The sequence below is a fragment of the Micromonospora sp. NBC_01740 genome (assembly GCF_035920365.1).
Lineage (GTDB): Bacteria > Actinomycetota > Actinomycetes > Mycobacteriales > Micromonosporaceae > Micromonospora > Micromonospora reichwaldensis.
Genome location: NZ_CP109150.1, coordinates 3,880,833 through 3,895,300 on the forward strand (window position 1 = coordinate 3,880,833; position 14,468 = coordinate 3,895,300).

Sequence of the window (14,468 nt, forward strand, 5' to 3'; positions counted from 1 at the left end):
TTGTGGCGGGGGATGGAAGCCGCGAACCGCCAGTGTCCCGGCACCACAACTGCATGATCGACTACTCGGTGGGCGGGGGGTCCAGGGGGAAGAGGAGGCAGGTGGAGGTGGCGTGGGCGATTAGGCGCGACTTCGCGTCGAGCAGCTTCGCCTCCGCCAGGGCCGTGCGGCGACCGCTCTGCAGGACGGTGCCCTCGCAGCGCAGCGTGCCGCTCGCGACGGTGACCGGGCGCAGAAACTTCACGTTCAGGTCCAACGAGGTGTAGCCGACCCCGGCCGGCAGGGTGGTGTGCACCGCGCACGCCGCGGCGGTGTCCAGCAGGGTGGAGATGACCCCGCCGTGCACGGTGCCCAGCGGGTTGTAGTGGAACTCCTGCGGGACGAGTTCGACGGCCACCCACCCCTCGTCGGCCTCCATCCGGGACATGTCGACCAGGTGCATGATGGGCGGCGCCGCCAGCTCGCCGGCGATCATCGCGCGGAGCAGTTCCAGGCCGCCGCGCCGGCCGACGTGCGCGGCGTTGATGCCCGGGTCGGACCACGAGAAGGTACGGCTGCGCGCCGGATCCTGCGTCTGTGTCATGGACCCAGCCTCGCAGCGCGTTGCTGAGTCTGTCAATCAGACCTAGCCTGGAGCGCATGAGACCCGCGGCACTGGACTGGTCGGTGGAGAACTGCACCATCGCCCGCGCGATGGAGATCCTCGGCGAGCGGTGGACCCTCGTGGTCCTGCGCGAGGTCTTCAACGGCGTCCGCCGCTTCGACGACATGCGGGTGCGCACCGGCGTGCCCCGGCAGGTGCTGGCCAGCCGGCTGGCGATGCTGGTGGAGCGCGGCGTCCTGCGGCGCGAGCCCTACCGGGAGCCCGGCAGTCGGGAGCGCCACGAGTACCGGCTGACCGGGATGGGGCTCGACCTGTGGCCGGTGCTGGTCGCCGTCCTCGGCTGGGGGGACCGCTACCTGGCCGACCCGGAGGGCTCGCCGCTGACGGTCGCGCACCGCGACTGCGGCGCGGAGGTCCGCGTCGAGCTGCGCTGCGAGCGCGGGCACGAGGTCGACCGGCCGCGCGACGTGGTGCCGCGGCCGGGGCCCGGAGCGCGCCGCCGCGCCGGCTGACCGTCCGTCGGTGGGCGGATCGGCCAGGGCCGCGACGGGTGCCGTCGGCGCCGATCAGCATGGTGACGTCATGGGGGCCGCCGGGTCGCGCGTACCGGATGGTGGGACGGTAGGCGAAGCGTATAGACGTACGCCTGTGTCCACGATGTTTCGGGCCGATGACCGCGGCAGCTGGGGCGAAAAGGACAAAGCCGGGTCTTGCATACGAACTCAAGTATGTGAATACTTCAGTGTGCTCGGCCGGTACCCCCAGATCGGCAGGGCTGCTCCCGGCTCGTGTCGCCCCGGCGCGGGTCTGTCACCCCTTCTGGAGGTTGTTGCATGCGACCCACGAGGTCCTCGCTCCGTCGTGCCGCCGTCGTCGCCGCGGCCGGCGCCATGGTCGCCGGCTCGCTGATCGGCGCGCCCGCCCAGGCCGCACCCTCGTTCGCCTCGCCCGACGCCGCCGCCGGCCTGGCCGAGCGCCTCGGCGACCGGTCCGCCGGCACGTACGCCGACGCCAACGGCAAGATGGTCGTCACCGTGACCGACGCGCTCGCCGCCCGGCAGGTCAGTGCCGCCGGCGCCACCCCGAAGATCGTCAAGCGCGGCGCCAGCGAGCTGGCCCGGGCCACCTCGGAGCTGGACCGCTCCGCCAAGATCCCCGGCACCGCGTGGTGGACCGACCCGGCCACCAACCAGGTCGTCGTCTCCGTCGACAGCACCGTCACCGGCACCAAGCTGGAGCGCGTCAAGGCCGCCGCCGAGCGGATGAACGGCGCGATCCGGATCGAGGCCGAGGCCGGCGTGCTCGGCACCCGGATCTCCGGCGGCCAGGCCATCTACGCCGGTGGCGGCGGTCGCTGCTCGCTGGGCTTCAACGTCCGCAGCGGCAGCACCTACTACTTCCTGACCGCCGGGCACTGCACCAACATCTCGGCCAGCTGGTACAGCAACTCCGCCCAGACCAGCCTGCTGGGCAGCCGCACCGGCACCAGCTTCCCCGGCAACGACTACGGCATCGTGCGGCACAACAACTCCGCCAACGCCGCCGGCAACGTCTCCCTCTACAACGGCAGCTTCCGGGACATCACCGCCGCCGGCAACGCCTACGTCGGCCAGTCGGTGCAGCGCTCCGGCAGCACCACCGGCCTGCGCAGCGGCTCGGTCTCCGCGCTCAACGCCACGGTGAACTACGCCGAGGGCTCGGTCTCCGGCCTCATCCGCACCAACGTCTGCGCCGAGCCGGGCGACAGCGGCGGCTCGCTGTTCAGCGGCACCATCGCCCTGGGCCTGACCTCCGGTGGTAGCGGCAACTGCCGCACCGGCGGCACGACCTACTTCCAGCCGGTCGGCGAGGCGCTGAGCCGCTACGGCGTCAGCATCTTCTGATCGATCGCACCGCAACGGGCCGCCGGGTGATCCCGGCGGCCCGTCCGTGTGCCCGGAGCGGTTCGCCGGACTCAAGCGGGCGGGCCGGGGTACGTTCCGGTCGGTGAGCGCCTCCCCGACCCCGCCCGCCGACGCCGTCACGTCCGCCTGGGCCCCGCTGCGGCTCGCCGCGTTCCGCAGCCTCTGGCTGGCGGTCCTGGCCAGCAACGTGGGCACCTGGATGCAGACCGTCGGCGCCCAGTGGCTGCTCGTCGAGGAAGCCAACGCCTCGACCCTGGTGGCGCTGGTGCAGACCGCCAGCATGCTGCCCGTGCTGCTGCTCGCCCTGCCTGCCGGCGCGCTGGCGGACACCCTCGACCGCCGACGGCTGCTGATCGGGGTGCAGTTCTTCCTGGCCACCGTCGGCGTACTGCTGACCGGCCTCACCGCCGCCGACCGGATGCCGCCGGCGCTGCTGCTCACCCTGACGTTCGCCCTCGGCGTCGGGCAGGCGCTGACCCTGCCGGCCTGGCAGGCGGTCATCCCCGAACTGGTGCCCCGCTCCCAGCTCGTCTCGGCCTCGGCGCTCGGGTCGATCAGCGTGAACCTGGCCCGCGCGGTCGGCCCGGCGGTGGCCGGGGTGCTGGTCGCCCGGGCCGGCGTCGCCACCGTCTTCGCCGTCAACGCGGTGTCGTTCGCCGTCTTCGCGCTGGCGCTGCTGCGCTGGCGGCCGGAACGGGCCGGCGCCGACGACCTGCCGGAGCGGTTCACCGCCGCGTTGCGCGCCGGCGGCCGGTACGTGCGGCACTCGCCGGTGGTCCGCCGGATCCTGCTGCGCGCCGCACTGTTCGTGGTGCCGGGCAGCGCACTGTGGGCCCTGCTGCCCCTGGTCGCCAGCCGCCGCCTGCACCTGGGCGCGGGCGGGTACGGCGTGCTGCTCGCCGCGCTCGGCGTCGGTGCGGTGGCCGGCGCCCTCGTACTGCCCCGGATCCGGTTGGCGCTCACCACCAACCGGCTCCTGCTGCTGGCCGGCCTGGTCTACGCCGCCGTCCTGGCGGTGCTCGCCCTGGCTCCGGGCCCGGTGCCGGTCGCCCTGGCCCTGGTGCCCGCCGGCATGGCCTGGATGACGGTGCTGTCCAGCGTCAACGCCGCCATGCAGCTCTTCCTGCCCGGCTGGGTACGCGCCCGCGGCCTCTCCGTCTACCAGATGGTCTTCGCCGGCGGGCAGGCGCTCGGCGCGGTCGCCTGGGGCGCCCTCGGCGAGCTGACCAGCCTCGTGGTGGCGCTCGCCGCGGCGGCCGGGACGATGGCGGTCGGCGCGGTGACCGTACCGCTCTGGCCGCTGCGCGAGACCCGCGGCCTCGACCGGGACCCGGCCGTCTGGTGGCCGGAGCCGCACCTGACGCCGCCCGCGGACCCACGCGGCGGGCCGGTGCTGGTGACCGTCTCCTACACGGTGCCGCCGGAGCGGCAGGCGGAGTTCGTCGCGGCGATGCGCCTGGTGGGCAGGTCCCGACGGCGTACGGGGGCGATGCGCTGGGGCCTGTTCCGCCCGGGCGAACGGGAGGACGGCTTCGTCGAGGTCTACCAGGTGCCGTCATGGGAGGAGCACCTGCGCCAGCACGGGGGCCGGCTCACCGGCGCCGACCGAGGGATCGAGGAACGGGCCCGGGCGCTCACCGTCGGGAAGATCGTGGTGAACCACCTCCTGCCGGCCGACGCGGGTGACTGACCTCGTCGTGGGTCCTTCCGCCCGGCACTCCTGTCAGCGGGTGAATCCGGCGTCGGTGAGGACGGCGAGGCCCTCGCCGAGGTCGCACTCCACGGTCAGTGTCAGCAGGTCGGCCCCCTCCACGGAGAAGGTCAGCGACTCCGCCGGTCGGGACATGGTGGTCGTGCGGCCCGGTCGGGGCTGCCGGGTCAGGGTGTCGTCGGGCTGCTTGATGGTCACGACGGCGCTGATCCGCACGGGGGACTCCGGATCCTGGCCCGGCGGGTACCAGGCCCGGAAGGTGGCCGAGAAGTCGAGGTAGCGGCGCTTCAGCGGGTAGCTGACCGAGCGGGCGCGGTCCGCGCCGTCGTTGCTCGGGCAGGAGAGCACGACCGGCTGCGGCAGGTCGGCCCGGCCGGCGAGCGCGCGCGGCAGCGGTCGCAGGTAGCCGGCGCCGGTCTCGGGCGTCAGCGCGTCGAGGTACGTCCGGTCGGGGGCGACGCTGCCGGGGGTGGCCGGGGTGCTGGCCGGCGCGGTGGCGCTCGCGGTCACCCGGGACGGGGTCGGCGGCGGGGTGGGCCGCGGGTCCTGACTCTGCCGGGGCCACTGCCAGGCGAGTACGGCGACGAGCAGGCTGGCCAGGCCGATCGCCGCACCGGTCTTCTCGCCGGGCGTCAGACCGCGTCGGCGGCGGGGGGAGTCCGTGCCGGTCGACGGCTCGGTCATGGGGGTTCACCTGCACAAGATCGATGGGGGCGGTTCATTATCCCGGCTCGGCGGTGACGCCGCGTCCCCAACGGGTGACGGGTTGCTGACAGCGATCTTGCTCGATTTCTGGGATAAATGCGCCCCGTGCCCGGCGGTTGCCCCGGCAACAGGCATGGGCGGCGGCTGTACGGCCACCCGACGTGAGGAGCCACGAGATGACCTCGGACCAGCAGGGCGCCCCGCTGCCGCCGCCTCCCGGCCCGGGCGGCTCGGCCGCGCCGAAGCCGCGCGGTGGCAGCCGCTGGCCCCAGGTTGCCGTCGGGGCCGCCGCACTGGCCGTCCTGCTCGGCCTGCTCGCCACGGTGCTGTCGCTGCGGGCGCTCGACCAGGCCAACGACGCCCGGGACATCGCCCGGGCGGCCGGCGCGGGCCGGGTGGACGAGCGGCCGGGCTCCGGCGAGCCGGCGGGAACGTCGACCGCGCCGGCGCCGGCGACGACCGGGGCGGAACCGCCGCCACCGGAGCCGAGCCTCAGCGGGAGCGCCGAACCCACCCTCGACCCGCGGGCCCCGGTCAAGGAGAAGTACGTCGACGAGCGCCTCACGCTGCGGGCCAGTTGCGGCAGCGACCTGGATATCGACCTGGACAAGCCCGAGGTGCGGGTCAGCAACGGCGAGGAGCTCCGGTTCACCGCCCGCTGCGGCGGCGACTCGTCGTACTTCAACCTGGCCAGCAGGGCGAGGGGCGCCCAGGTCGACGCCGCGACGCTCAGCGCCGCCGACTGCGACGACCGGATCGCGAAGGGTGCCATCGGCACGGACATCAACGTTCCCGCCCGCAAGGGCGTGGTGTTGTGCGTCCGGACCTCCCTGAGCGACGCCCGGGAGCGCGGCGACACCTGGAAGATGGCGCTGGTGCAGGTCACCGACGTCAACGACGACGGGACGGTGGTGCTGACCGCGCACGCCTGGGACATCGGGCTGTAGCGGGGGACGGATCTGCGTCGCCGGCCGAACCCCGCCTCCCCCTCACCCCGCAACGGGGGGCGGGGGAGGGCTGACAGAATGCCAGGGGTAACGCTGTACCGCAGATGAGGAGACGCGAGTCGTGATCCGTACCCATGACGCCGGCAGCCTGCGCGCGACGGACGCCGGCACCACGGTGACGCTCGCCGGGTGGGTGGCCCGCCGGCGCGACCACGGCGGCGTGATCTTCGTCGACCTGCGCGACGGGTCCGGCGTGGTCCAGGTGGTGTTCCGCGAGGAGGACGCGCACGCGCTGCGCAACGAGTTCTGCGTCCGCGTGACCGGCGAGGTGACCCGCCGCCCCGAGGGCAACGAGAACCCGGAGCTGCCGACCGGCGAGATCGAGGTGACCGCCGCCGAGCTGGAGGTGCTCTCCGAGGCGGCGCCGCTGCCCCTGCCCGTCGACGACCAGGTCGAGGCCGGCGACGACATCCGGCTGCGCTACCGCTACCTCGACCTGCGCCGCAGCGGCCCGGCGAAGGCGATGCGGCTGCGCTCGCGCGCCAACCAGCTCGCCCGCACGGTGCTGCATGAGCGGGACTTCCTGGAGATCGAGACGCCGACGCTGACCCGGTCCACCCCGGAGGGCGCCCGCGACTTCCTGGTGCCGGTGCGCCTGCAGCCAGGCAGCTGGTACGCGCTGCCGCAGTCGCCGCAGCTGTTCAAGCAGCTGCTGATGGTCGGCGGCATGGAGCGGTACTACCAGATCGCCCGCTGCTACCGCGACGAGGACTTCCGCGCCGACCGGCAGCCGGAGTTCACCCAGCTCGACATCGAGATGTCCTTCGTCACCGAGGACGACGTCATCGACCTCGGCGAGGCGATCGTCTCGGCGCTCTGGAAGGACCTGGCCGGCCACGAGATCTCCCGGCCGATCCCGCGCATCACCTGGCACGACGCGATGGCCCGCTACGGTTCCGACAAGCCCGACCTGCGCTACGGCGTCGAGCTGACCGAGCTGACCGACTACCTGCGCGGCACCGAGTTCCGGGTCTTCGCCGGCGCGATCGACGCGGGCGGCTACGTCGGCGCGGTCGTCATGCCCGGCGGCGCGTCGCAGAGCCGCAAGGAGCTCGACGGCTGGCAGGACTGGGCCAAGGCGCGCGGCGCGCGCGGCCTCGCGTACGTGGTGCTCGACGCCGAGACCGGCGAGGCGCGCGGGCCGGTGGCGAAGAACCTCTCCGCCGAGCACCTGGGCGGGCTCGCCGACGCGGTCGGCGCGAAGCCGGGCGACGCGGTCTTCTTCGCCGCCAGCACGAACACCCGCGAGGCGCAGGAACTGCTCGGCGCGGCCCGGATCGAGATCGCCAAGCGGGCCGGCCTGGTCGACGAGAGCGCCTGGGCGTTCTGCTGGGTGGTCGACGCGCCCATGTTCGAGCGCACGGACGAGGGCGGCTGGACGGCCGTGCACCACCCGTTCACCTCGCCGAACGCCGAGTGGGTCGACCGGTTCGAGGAGGCGCCGGACCGGGCGCTGGCGTACGCGTACGACATCGTCTGCAACGGCAACGAGATCGGTGGCGGCTCGATCCGTATCCACCGGGGCGACGTGCAGAAGCGGGTCTTCGAGCTGCTCGGCATCACCCCCGAGGAGGCGCAGGACAAGTTCGGCTTCCTGCTGGAGGCGTTCAAGTACGGCGCCCCGCCGCACGGCGGCATCGCCTTCGGCTGGGACCGGGTCTGCATGCTGCTCGCCGGGGCGGACTCGATCCGCGAGGTCATCGCCTTCCCGAAGACCCGGGGTGGCTTCGACCCGCTGACCGGCGCGCCCACGCCGATCACCGCCCAGCAGCGCACCGAGGCCGGCATCGACGCCAAGCCGAAGCCGCAGGCCGCCCCGCACACCGGCACGGCCGGCCCGGCCGCCCCGGTGGTCGACCCCACCTGACCCACCCACCGCCGACCTCCTTGGGTTGATCATGAAGTTGTTGCGTTGCTCCCCGGCGTGTCGCGACAACAACTTCATGATCAACGCCGGAGGTGGGGCGGGATGACGCTGCTCGTGGTGGGGGGCAGTGGGTTTCTGGGCGCCCAGGTGTGCCGGCAGGCGGTGGGTGCCGGCTGGTCGGTGGTGGGGACGTACCACTCGGGTCGGGTCGAGGTGCCGGGCGTCGAGACGCGCCGGCTCGACGTGACGGACCGGGCCGCCGTGCGCGAGCTGGTCGCCCGGGTCCGCCCCGAAGCCGTGGTCGGCACCCCCTACCGGTACGGCGACTGGGCGGTGACCGCCGACGGGGCCGCCCACGTCGCGTACGCCGCCGCCGAGGCGGGGGCGCGGCTCGTGCACGTGTCCAGCGACGCCGTGCACGCCGGCCGCCCGGAGCCGTACGCCGACGACGAGCCGCCCAGCCCGATCTTCCCGTACGGGGCGGCCAAGGCCGCGGCCGAGACCGCCGTCCGCGTCCTCGACCCGGGCGCGGCGCTGGTGCGTACCTCGCTGATCGTCGGGGAGGGGAGCAAGCAGATCCAGCTCTGCCACGACGCGCTCGCCGGCCGGGCGAGCCTGTTCACCGACGAACTGCGCTGTCCGGTCGACGTCACCGACCTGGCCGCCGCCGTGCTGGAGCTTCTCCGTACCGACTGTGCCGGCCCGCTCAACGTGGCCGGTCCGGACGCGGTCAGCCGCGCGGAACTGGGCCTGCTGGTCGCCGCGCACTCCGGCATCGACCCGGCCGGCATGAAGACCACCACCGGCGCCGCTGCCGGCGTGCTCCGCCCCGCGGAGGTGCGCCTCGACTCCACCCGCGCCGCCGGGCTGCTCCGCACCCGCCTGCGCGGGGTGCGCGAACTGCTCATCCGCTGATCCGCCGGAAAGCCCTGCCCGTGCCGGGTGCGGTCGCCGTCGTCGACGCACACTTTCTGTGCACAACTCTTGTGCACAGAAAGTGTGCACAGATATTGTGCAGGAATGGAGAATCCTTCGGCCGCCCGTGAACCGGCTCGCGAGGTCCGGATCGACCACCGGCAGGTGCGGGTGCTGGCACACCCGCTGCGGATGCGGCTGCTCGGCGCGCTACGGATCAAGGGCCCGTCGACCGCCACCCGCCTCGCCGAGTTGCTCGGCACCAACACCGGGGCCACCAGCTACCACCTGCGTCAGCTCGCCGAGGTCGGCCTCGTCGTGGAGGACCCGGACCTCGGCACCGGGCGGCAGCGGTTCTGGCGTGCCGCGCACGACGTCACCAACTGGGAGCCCAGCGACTTCGACGACGACCCGGACGCCCGGGCGGCCATCGAGTGGATCGAAGGCGACCAGGTCCGTTACTTCGTCCAGCACGCCGAGCACTGGTTCGCCGTCCGCCACGGGTACTCGCCGGCCTGGCGTGACGCCCTCGGCATGGGCGACGTCTTCATGACCGTCCCGCCGGACCGGCTCGCGGCGCTCACGGCCGAGCTGTGGCGGGTCCTGGAGCGGTTCCACAGCGAGGCGGACCCGGCCGAGCCGGGTGCGGAGCAGGTGCAGATCTACCTCGCCGCCTTCCCGATGCTGGCGGACATGCGGCTCGCAGACCCGTTGTCCGAGGAGGACCGATGAGCACCCTCTCCGTACGCCAGATCCGGCGTCGCTACCTCGCGCTCTACGGCCTGCGCTGGCTCCCCTCCGGCCTGCTCATCCCCGTGATGATCCTGCTGATGCAGGAACGCGGCCTTTCGCTCTCCCAGATCGGCCTGGTCGCCACCGCGCAGGGTCTGATCGTCCTCGCGCTGGAACTGCCCACCGGCGGGTTCGCCGACGCGCTCGGCCGCAAGCCCGTGCTGGTCACCGCCTGGGTGACCTGCGTGATCTCGCTCGCCGTCTTCGCGGTGGCCGACTCGTTCTGGCTCTTCTTCCTCTCCTGGGCCCTGCAGGGCGTCTACCGGGCGCTGGACAGCGGCCCGCTGGAGTCCTGGTACGTCGACGCCACCCTCGCCGCCGACCCGGATGCCGAGTACGAGCCCGGTCTCGGCCACGCCGGCACCGTGATCGGCATCGCCATCGGTGCCGGCGCGCTGCTGAGCGGCGGCCTGGTCGCACTCGGCCCGATCGGGCCGGTGAGCGCGCTGACCCTGCCGGTGCTCGCTGCCATCGCCCTTCAGACGGTGGCGCTGGTCGCGCTGCTGATCCTGCTGGTGGAGACCCGCTCGGCCAAGGGCGCCGGCGCGCTGCGCGCCTCGATCACCGAGGCGCCCCGGATGGTGGGGCAGGCGTTCGGGCTGCTGCGCCGCTCCCGGGTGCTGCTGGCCCTGGTGGCCGTGGAGCTGTTCTGGGGCTTCGGCATGGTCACCTTCGAGTCGCTGCTGCCGGTCCGCCTCGCGGAGGTCGTCGGCGATGCCGACCGGGCGGCGGCGCTGCTCGGCCCGGCCACCTCGGTGGCCTGGCTGGCGAACGCGGCCGGCGCCGCGCTGACCCCGCTGATGCTGCGCCGGCTGGGCGCCGCACCCAGTGCCGCGCTGCTGCGTGTCCTGCAAGGCGTCACGGTCGTCGGGATGGGCCTCTTCGCCGGCCCGGTCGGGGTGCTGATCGCCTTCCTGGCCTGCTACGCCGTGCACGGCGCGTCGAACCCGCTGCACATGGGGCTGCTGCACCGTCAGGTCGACGGTCCCTACCGGACCAGTGTCATCTCGCTGAACTCGATGATGGGCCAGCCGGCCGGAGCGCTCGGCGCCGTCGTCCTGACCGCCTTGGCCGACCGCACCAGCATCAGCCTCGCGATGTTCGTCGGTGCCGTGGTGCTGGCCGTCGCCGCCCCGCTCTACCTGCCCGCCTGGCGGGCCGAGCGGCGGAGGCGGTCTGGCCCGGTCAGGCACGACGCCGCCGATCCGGTGCGGCCCGCGGATCGCGCCGCTGACATGGCCCTGACGAGCGGGAACGCCGACGGCGGTCGGGAAGCGTCCGCCTGACTTCCGCCGGGGCGGCGGGCGGTCGCCCCGGCGGTGCGGGCCGGGACCATGCCGGGGCCGCAACGATGCGCGAGCGACGGTCCCCGCGCCGACCGGGGCCGTGCCGCACGTCTCAGGCCAGGTGCACCGAGCTGCGGGCCAGGGCGCCGGTGAAGCCGAGCCGCCGGTAGAGCCGGATCGCCCCGACGTTGACGCTGTAGACGCCGAGCGCCACGGTGTCGTGGCGGGCGAGCAGGGCCCGGGTCATGGCGGCGGTCAGCGCCGCGCCCAGCCCCCGCCCCCGCCGGTCGGGGGCGACGGCCAGTCCGGCGAGGAAGCCGATGTCGCCCCGGCTGCGGTCGGCGCCGCAGGCGACGATCCGGTCGCCGTCGCGGATGCCGTACCAGTCGACGATCCTCGGGTCGCCCGGTCGCGAGGTGGTGCTCGGGAACGCCTCGTCGATCAGGGCGGTCAGCGCGGGATGGTCGGCCCCGGTGAGCCGGACCACCCGCTCCTCGTCGGGCTGGCGCGGCGGCGCGGCGGCACTCCAGAGGAAGTCCCACTCGTCGTGCCGGGCCACCGCCAGCCGGCCGGGCAGCGCCGCCGGGTCGAGCCGCGGCAGGTGCAGCCACTGGCCCGGCCGGAGCGCGCCCCGCGCGACCTGGTCGGCGAAGACCTCGACCGCCGGCCCGGGGGCGCCGATCGCGCCGCCGCGCGGGCCGTGCTCCGCCGGCAGCAGCCAGCCCACCGCGTCGTCGCGCCGCCAGCCGCGCGGCACCTCGTCGCGGGCGAGCGCGTGCCGGACGTACGGGTGGTGACCGGCGGCCGCCAGGATGGCGTCCCGCCCCTCCATGACCTGGTCGGCGATGATCATGTCAGCAAGCCTAGGACCGTCTCCGGCCTCCTGCCGGCGGACCCCGGTCTCCGGCCGCCGCCGAAGCTGACCGGAGACGGGGCTGCTCCACGGTGGAGATTGGCGAGCGGACCGATTGGGTACATCCCGCGCCGACCCACTGGGAACCCCCACCGGAGGAACGTCATGCTCGCCATTCTCGCGGCGGTCGTTTTCGGCTTCGCCCTGCTCATCGACCTGCTGGACACCAACTTCGGTGCCCCGGACCTGTTCAACTGGAACACCCTCGTACTGATCGGCCTGCTGCTGCTCTCCCTGTACCTGGCCGGCGTCGGCCGGGGCCCGCGCGGCGGTGGCGGCGGCGGTGGCGGCCGCTGGTACCGGGGCCGTCGTCCCGGCCGCGGCTGACCGTAATCGATCATCAAGGGCCCGGCCCGACGGCGCGCTTCCGGCGCCGTCGGCCGGGCCTTGTACTGTTCCCCTGATGGAGTCCGACGCCCTCTTCTCCCTCGGTGAACCCGCCGGAGCGCCCCCCACGCCCGCGGGTTCCGTCGGTGTGGACGGGTTCACCGCGGTGGGGGAGGACTCGCCGCTGCCCGTCCGGATGCGCCCGCGCAGCATCGACGAGCTGGTCGGTCAGGATCACCTGCTCGCGCCCGGCGCCCCGCTGCGCCAGCTCGTCTCGGCCACGGCGCCGATGTCGGTCATCCTCTGGGGCCCGCCCGGCAGCGGCAAGACGACCATCGCGCACCTGGTGGCGCGGGCCACGGACCGCCGGTTCGTCGCCATGTCGGCCCTCACCGCCGGGGTCAAGGACGTGCGCGCGGTGATCGAGACCGCCCGCCGCCAGCGCCGCTCCGGCGGCCCGCAGACGGTGCTCTTCATCGACGAGGTGCACCGGTTCAGCAAGACCCAGCAGGATTCGCTGCTCGCCGCCGTCGAGGACCGCACGGTCACGCTGCTCGCGGCGACCACCGAGAACCCGTACTTCTCGGTCATCTCGCCCCTGCTGTCGCGGTGCGTGCTGCTCACCCTCCAGCCGCTCGACGACGCGGCGGTGCGCGACCTGCTGCGCCGCGCGGTCGCCGACGAGCGCGGCCTCGGCGGCGCGCTCACCCTCGAAACCGAGGCGGAGGACCATCTCGTACGCCTCGCGTCCGGCGACGTACGCAAGGCGCTGACGGCGCTGGAGGCGGCGGCGGGCTCCGCCACGGCCCTCGGCGCCGGGCGGATCGACCTCGCCACCGCCGAGCAGGCGGTCGACGTGGCGGCCGTGCGCTACGACCGGGCCGGCGACGCCCACTACGACGTCACCAGCGCCTTCATCAAGAGCATGCGCGGCTCCGACGTGGACGCCGCGCTGCACTGGCTGGCCCGGATGCTGGTCGCCGGCGAGGACGCCCGGTTCATCGCCCGTCGCCTGGTCATCTTCGCCAGCGAGGACGTCGGCATGGCCGACCCGTCCGCGCTGAGCGTGGCCACCGCCACCGCCCACGCCGTGGAGTACGTCGGGCTGCCCGAGGTGCAGCTCAACCTCGCCCAGGCGGTGATCCACCTGGCCACCGCGCCGAAGTCCAACTCGGCGACCGCCGCGATCGGTGCGGCCATCGCCGACGTGCGGGCCGGCCGGGGCGGGCCGGTGCCGCGCGGGCTGCGCGACGCGCACTACTCGGGCGCCAAGGGGCTGGGCCACGGGACCGGCTACCGCTACCCGCACGACGACCAGCGCGGCGTGGTCACCCAGCAGTACGCCCCCGACGACCTCGCCGGCACCGACTACTACCGGCCCAGCCAGCACGGCGCCGAGCGCTCGGTCGCCACCCGGCTGCCGCTGCTGCGCCGTATCGTCCGGGGGCTGCCCGCGCCGGCCGCGCCCTCGGCAGCGGGGGTCGGGAGCGGTTCGGCGGACAACGGCCGCCGGCAGACGGACACGGGCGGCGCCGACGCGGCGCGAGAGGGCGGCAGTGACACCGCCGGGGAGGGTCAGTAGTGAAATCGCGTGGTTCGGAGCGACCGGAGGACGGCCCCGAAGAGCGGCGCGACTCCCGCGCCAAGGGGCGCCGCTGGGGGCGGGGCAAGGCCGAGGCCGAGCCCGAGGAGCCGATCAGCGGCGAGGAGTTCGGCTGGATCGACGACCTGCGCTCGGCCAAGCAGCAGCGCACCGAGCTGGGGCCGGGCGGGCTGGAACCCGCCTCGCCTCCCGGCCCCCGTCCGGGTGACCCGACGGCTCCCGGCCCCGCCGGGCCGCCGCCTCACCGTGGCCCCGGTCCGGCCGCCGCACCCCCGGTGCGCCGCGCCGAGGCCGAGCCGCCGCGCTCCCGCCCGGTGGACGGACCCTGGCCCGGTGCGCCGGAACCACCCCGGCCGGCCGGCCCCGCCGCCCCCGAGGCCGTCCCCCCGCACCAGCCCGTCCGCCGGCCCCCGGCGGCCGGTCGTCCGCAACCGGGCCCGGACGGCCCGGACCGGCGGCCACGCCCCGTTCCGGGCACCCCCACGGGTCCGCAGGCGATTCCGCCGGCGGGCACACCGGCCGGCACCGCGACGGGCCCGCAGGCGACCCCGCCGGCCGGCCCCCAGCGGGGTTCCGCACCGCATCCGCAGGGCGGCTTCCCGTCGGCTCCGCAGGCCGGCTTCCCGTCGGCTCCGCAGGCCGAGCCGCGGACCGGGCCGCAGCCCGGTCCGGTCGCCGGCCCGCAGGTCGGGCCGCCCCCCGGCGCTCACGCCGGCACGCCGACCGGACCGCGTCCCGGTGCGCCGGTGCCCCCACACCCGGACACGCCGCACCCGGCAGGTCGGCGCCCCGACGGCCGCGCGGCGGTGCCGGGCGGTACGCCGCCACCGGCCG

The 14,468-nt window shown here is 74.6% G+C and carries 13 protein-coding genes; 10 read left to right on the forward strand and 3 right to left on the reverse strand.

Annotated elements, in window-relative coordinates; genetic code table 11:
• Nucleotides 1–61: 61 nt before the first annotated feature.
• The gene (locus OG989_RS18070; protein ID WP_327027717.1) at nucleotides 62–583 is read right to left on the reverse strand and encodes a PaaI family thioesterase; all 522 of its coding nucleotides are present in this window, start codon (nucleotides 581–583) and stop codon (nucleotides 62–64) included.
• 56 nt (nucleotides 584–639) lie between these two features.
• On the opposite strand from OG989_RS18070, the gene OG989_RS18075 reads away from it, so the two are divergent.
• The 3 genes from OG989_RS18075 to OG989_RS18085 all read left to right on the forward strand — a co-directional run bounded on the left by OG989_RS18075 (nucleotide 640) and on the right by OG989_RS18085 (nucleotide 4,198).
• Entirely contained in the window at nucleotides 640–1,116 is a 477-nt protein-coding gene (locus OG989_RS18075; protein ID WP_151457541.1) for a winged helix-turn-helix transcriptional regulator, read from the forward strand.
• Between the two features lie 321 nt (nucleotides 1,117–1,437).
• A complete protein-coding gene (locus OG989_RS18080; RefSeq protein WP_151457542.1) occupies nucleotides 1,438–2,487 on the forward strand; it encodes a S1 family peptidase in 1,050 nt (349 codons plus the stop codon).
• 103 nt (nucleotides 2,488–2,590) lie between these two features.
• Nucleotides 2,591–4,198, forward strand: a complete 1,608-nt coding sequence (locus tag OG989_RS18085) for an MFS transporter (RefSeq protein WP_327027719.1) — start codon at nucleotides 2,591–2,593, stop codon at nucleotides 4,196–4,198.
• A 33-nt stretch (nucleotides 4,199–4,231) separates the two neighbouring features.
• On the opposite strand, the gene OG989_RS18090 is transcribed toward OG989_RS18085, so the two are convergent.
• Entirely contained in the window at nucleotides 4,232–4,903 is a 672-nt protein-coding gene (locus OG989_RS18090) for a hypothetical protein (RefSeq protein ID WP_327027720.1), read from the reverse strand.
• Nucleotides 4,904–5,100: 197 nt separating this feature from the next.
• Between OG989_RS18090 and OG989_RS18095 the strand changes: the two genes are divergently transcribed.
• The 5 genes from OG989_RS18095 to OG989_RS18115 all read left to right on the forward strand — a co-directional run bounded on the left by OG989_RS18095 (nucleotide 5,101) and on the right by OG989_RS18115 (nucleotide 10,791).
• Nucleotides 5,101–5,871, forward strand: coding sequence for a hypothetical protein (locus tag OG989_RS18095; RefSeq protein ID WP_151456402.1), 771 nt, complete (start codon nucleotides 5,101–5,103; stop codon nucleotides 5,869–5,871).
• Between the two features lie 121 nt (nucleotides 5,872–5,992).
• Nucleotides 5,993–7,798 carry an aspartate--tRNA ligase gene (gene aspS / locus OG989_RS18100; RefSeq protein ID WP_327027722.1) on the forward strand — a complete coding sequence of 602 codons (1,806 nt, stop codon included), beginning with the start codon at nucleotides 5,993–5,995 and terminating at the stop codon, nucleotides 7,796–7,798.
• A gap of 102 nt (nucleotides 7,799–7,900) precedes the next feature.
• Complete coding sequence (locus tag OG989_RS18105) at nucleotides 7,901–8,713, forward strand: SDR family oxidoreductase (protein WP_327027723.1); 813 nt, start codon at nucleotides 7,901–7,903, stop codon at nucleotides 8,711–8,713.
• Between the two features lie 105 nt (nucleotides 8,714–8,818).
• The gene (locus OG989_RS18110; protein WP_151457339.1) at nucleotides 8,819–9,445 is read left to right on the forward strand and encodes a winged helix-turn-helix domain-containing protein; all 627 of its coding nucleotides are present in this window, start codon (nucleotides 8,819–8,821) and stop codon (nucleotides 9,443–9,445) included.
• Complete coding sequence (locus OG989_RS18115; protein ID WP_327027724.1) at nucleotides 9,442–10,791, forward strand: MFS transporter; 1,350 nt, start codon at nucleotides 9,442–9,444, stop codon at nucleotides 10,789–10,791. Before OG989_RS18110 ends, OG989_RS18115 begins: the two co-directional genes overlap by 4 nt.
• 112 nt (nucleotides 10,792–10,903) lie before the next feature.
• On the opposite strand, the gene OG989_RS18120 is transcribed toward OG989_RS18115, so the two are convergent.
• On the reverse strand, nucleotides 10,904–11,644 hold the full coding sequence (locus OG989_RS18120) for a GNAT family N-acetyltransferase (protein WP_151457337.1): 741 nt from the start codon (nucleotides 11,642–11,644) through the stop codon (nucleotides 10,904–10,906).
• A gap of 165 nt (nucleotides 11,645–11,809) precedes the next feature.
• Between OG989_RS18120 and OG989_RS18125 the strand changes: the two genes are divergently transcribed.
• Both OG989_RS18125 and OG989_RS18130 read left to right on the forward strand, forming a co-directional pair.
• Entirely contained in the window at nucleotides 11,810–12,031 is a 222-nt protein-coding gene (locus OG989_RS18125; RefSeq protein WP_089000992.1) for a hypothetical protein, read from the forward strand.
• A gap of 76 nt (nucleotides 12,032–12,107) precedes the next feature.
• A complete protein-coding gene (locus OG989_RS18130; protein WP_151457336.1) occupies nucleotides 12,108–13,613 on the forward strand; it encodes a replication-associated recombination protein A in 1,506 nt (501 codons plus the stop codon).
• Nucleotides 13,614–14,468: the final 855 nt, after the last annotated feature.

Coding starts and splice junctions, on each gene's coding strand:
- OG989_RS18070 (WP_327027717.1), bottom strand. CDS start 583: ATGACACAGACGCAGGATCCGGCGCGCAGCCGTACCTTCTCGTGGTCC.
- OG989_RS18075 (WP_151457541.1), top strand. CDS start 640: ATGAGACCCGCGGCACTGGACTGGTCGGTGGAGAACTGCACCATCGCC.
- OG989_RS18080 (WP_151457542.1), top strand. CDS start 1,438: ATGCGACCCACGAGGTCCTCGCTCCGTCGTGCCGCCGTCGTCGCCGCG.
- OG989_RS18090 (WP_327027720.1), bottom strand. CDS start 4,903: ATGACCGAGCCGTCGACCGGCACGGACTCCCCCCGCCGCCGACGCGGT.
- OG989_RS18095 (WP_151456402.1), top strand. CDS start 5,101: ATGACCTCGGACCAGCAGGGCGCCCCGCTGCCGCCGCCTCCCGGCCCG.
- OG989_RS18105 (WP_327027723.1), top strand. CDS start 7,901: ATGACGCTGCTCGTGGTGGGGGGCAGTGGGTTTCTGGGCGCCCAGGTG.
- OG989_RS18110 (WP_151457339.1), top strand. CDS start 8,819: ATGGAGAATCCTTCGGCCGCCCGTGAACCGGCTCGCGAGGTCCGGATC.
- OG989_RS18115 (WP_327027724.1), top strand. CDS start 9,442: ATGAGCACCCTCTCCGTACGCCAGATCCGGCGTCGCTACCTCGCGCTC.
- OG989_RS18120 (WP_151457337.1), bottom strand. CDS start 11,644: ATGATCATCGCCGACCAGGTCATGGAGGGGCGGGACGCCATCCTGGCG.
- OG989_RS18125 (WP_089000992.1), top strand. CDS start 11,810: ATGCTCGCCATTCTCGCGGCGGTCGTTTTCGGCTTCGCCCTGCTCATC.
- OG989_RS18130 (WP_151457336.1), top strand. CDS start 12,108: ATGGAGTCCGACGCCCTCTTCTCCCTCGGTGAACCCGCCGGAGCGCCC.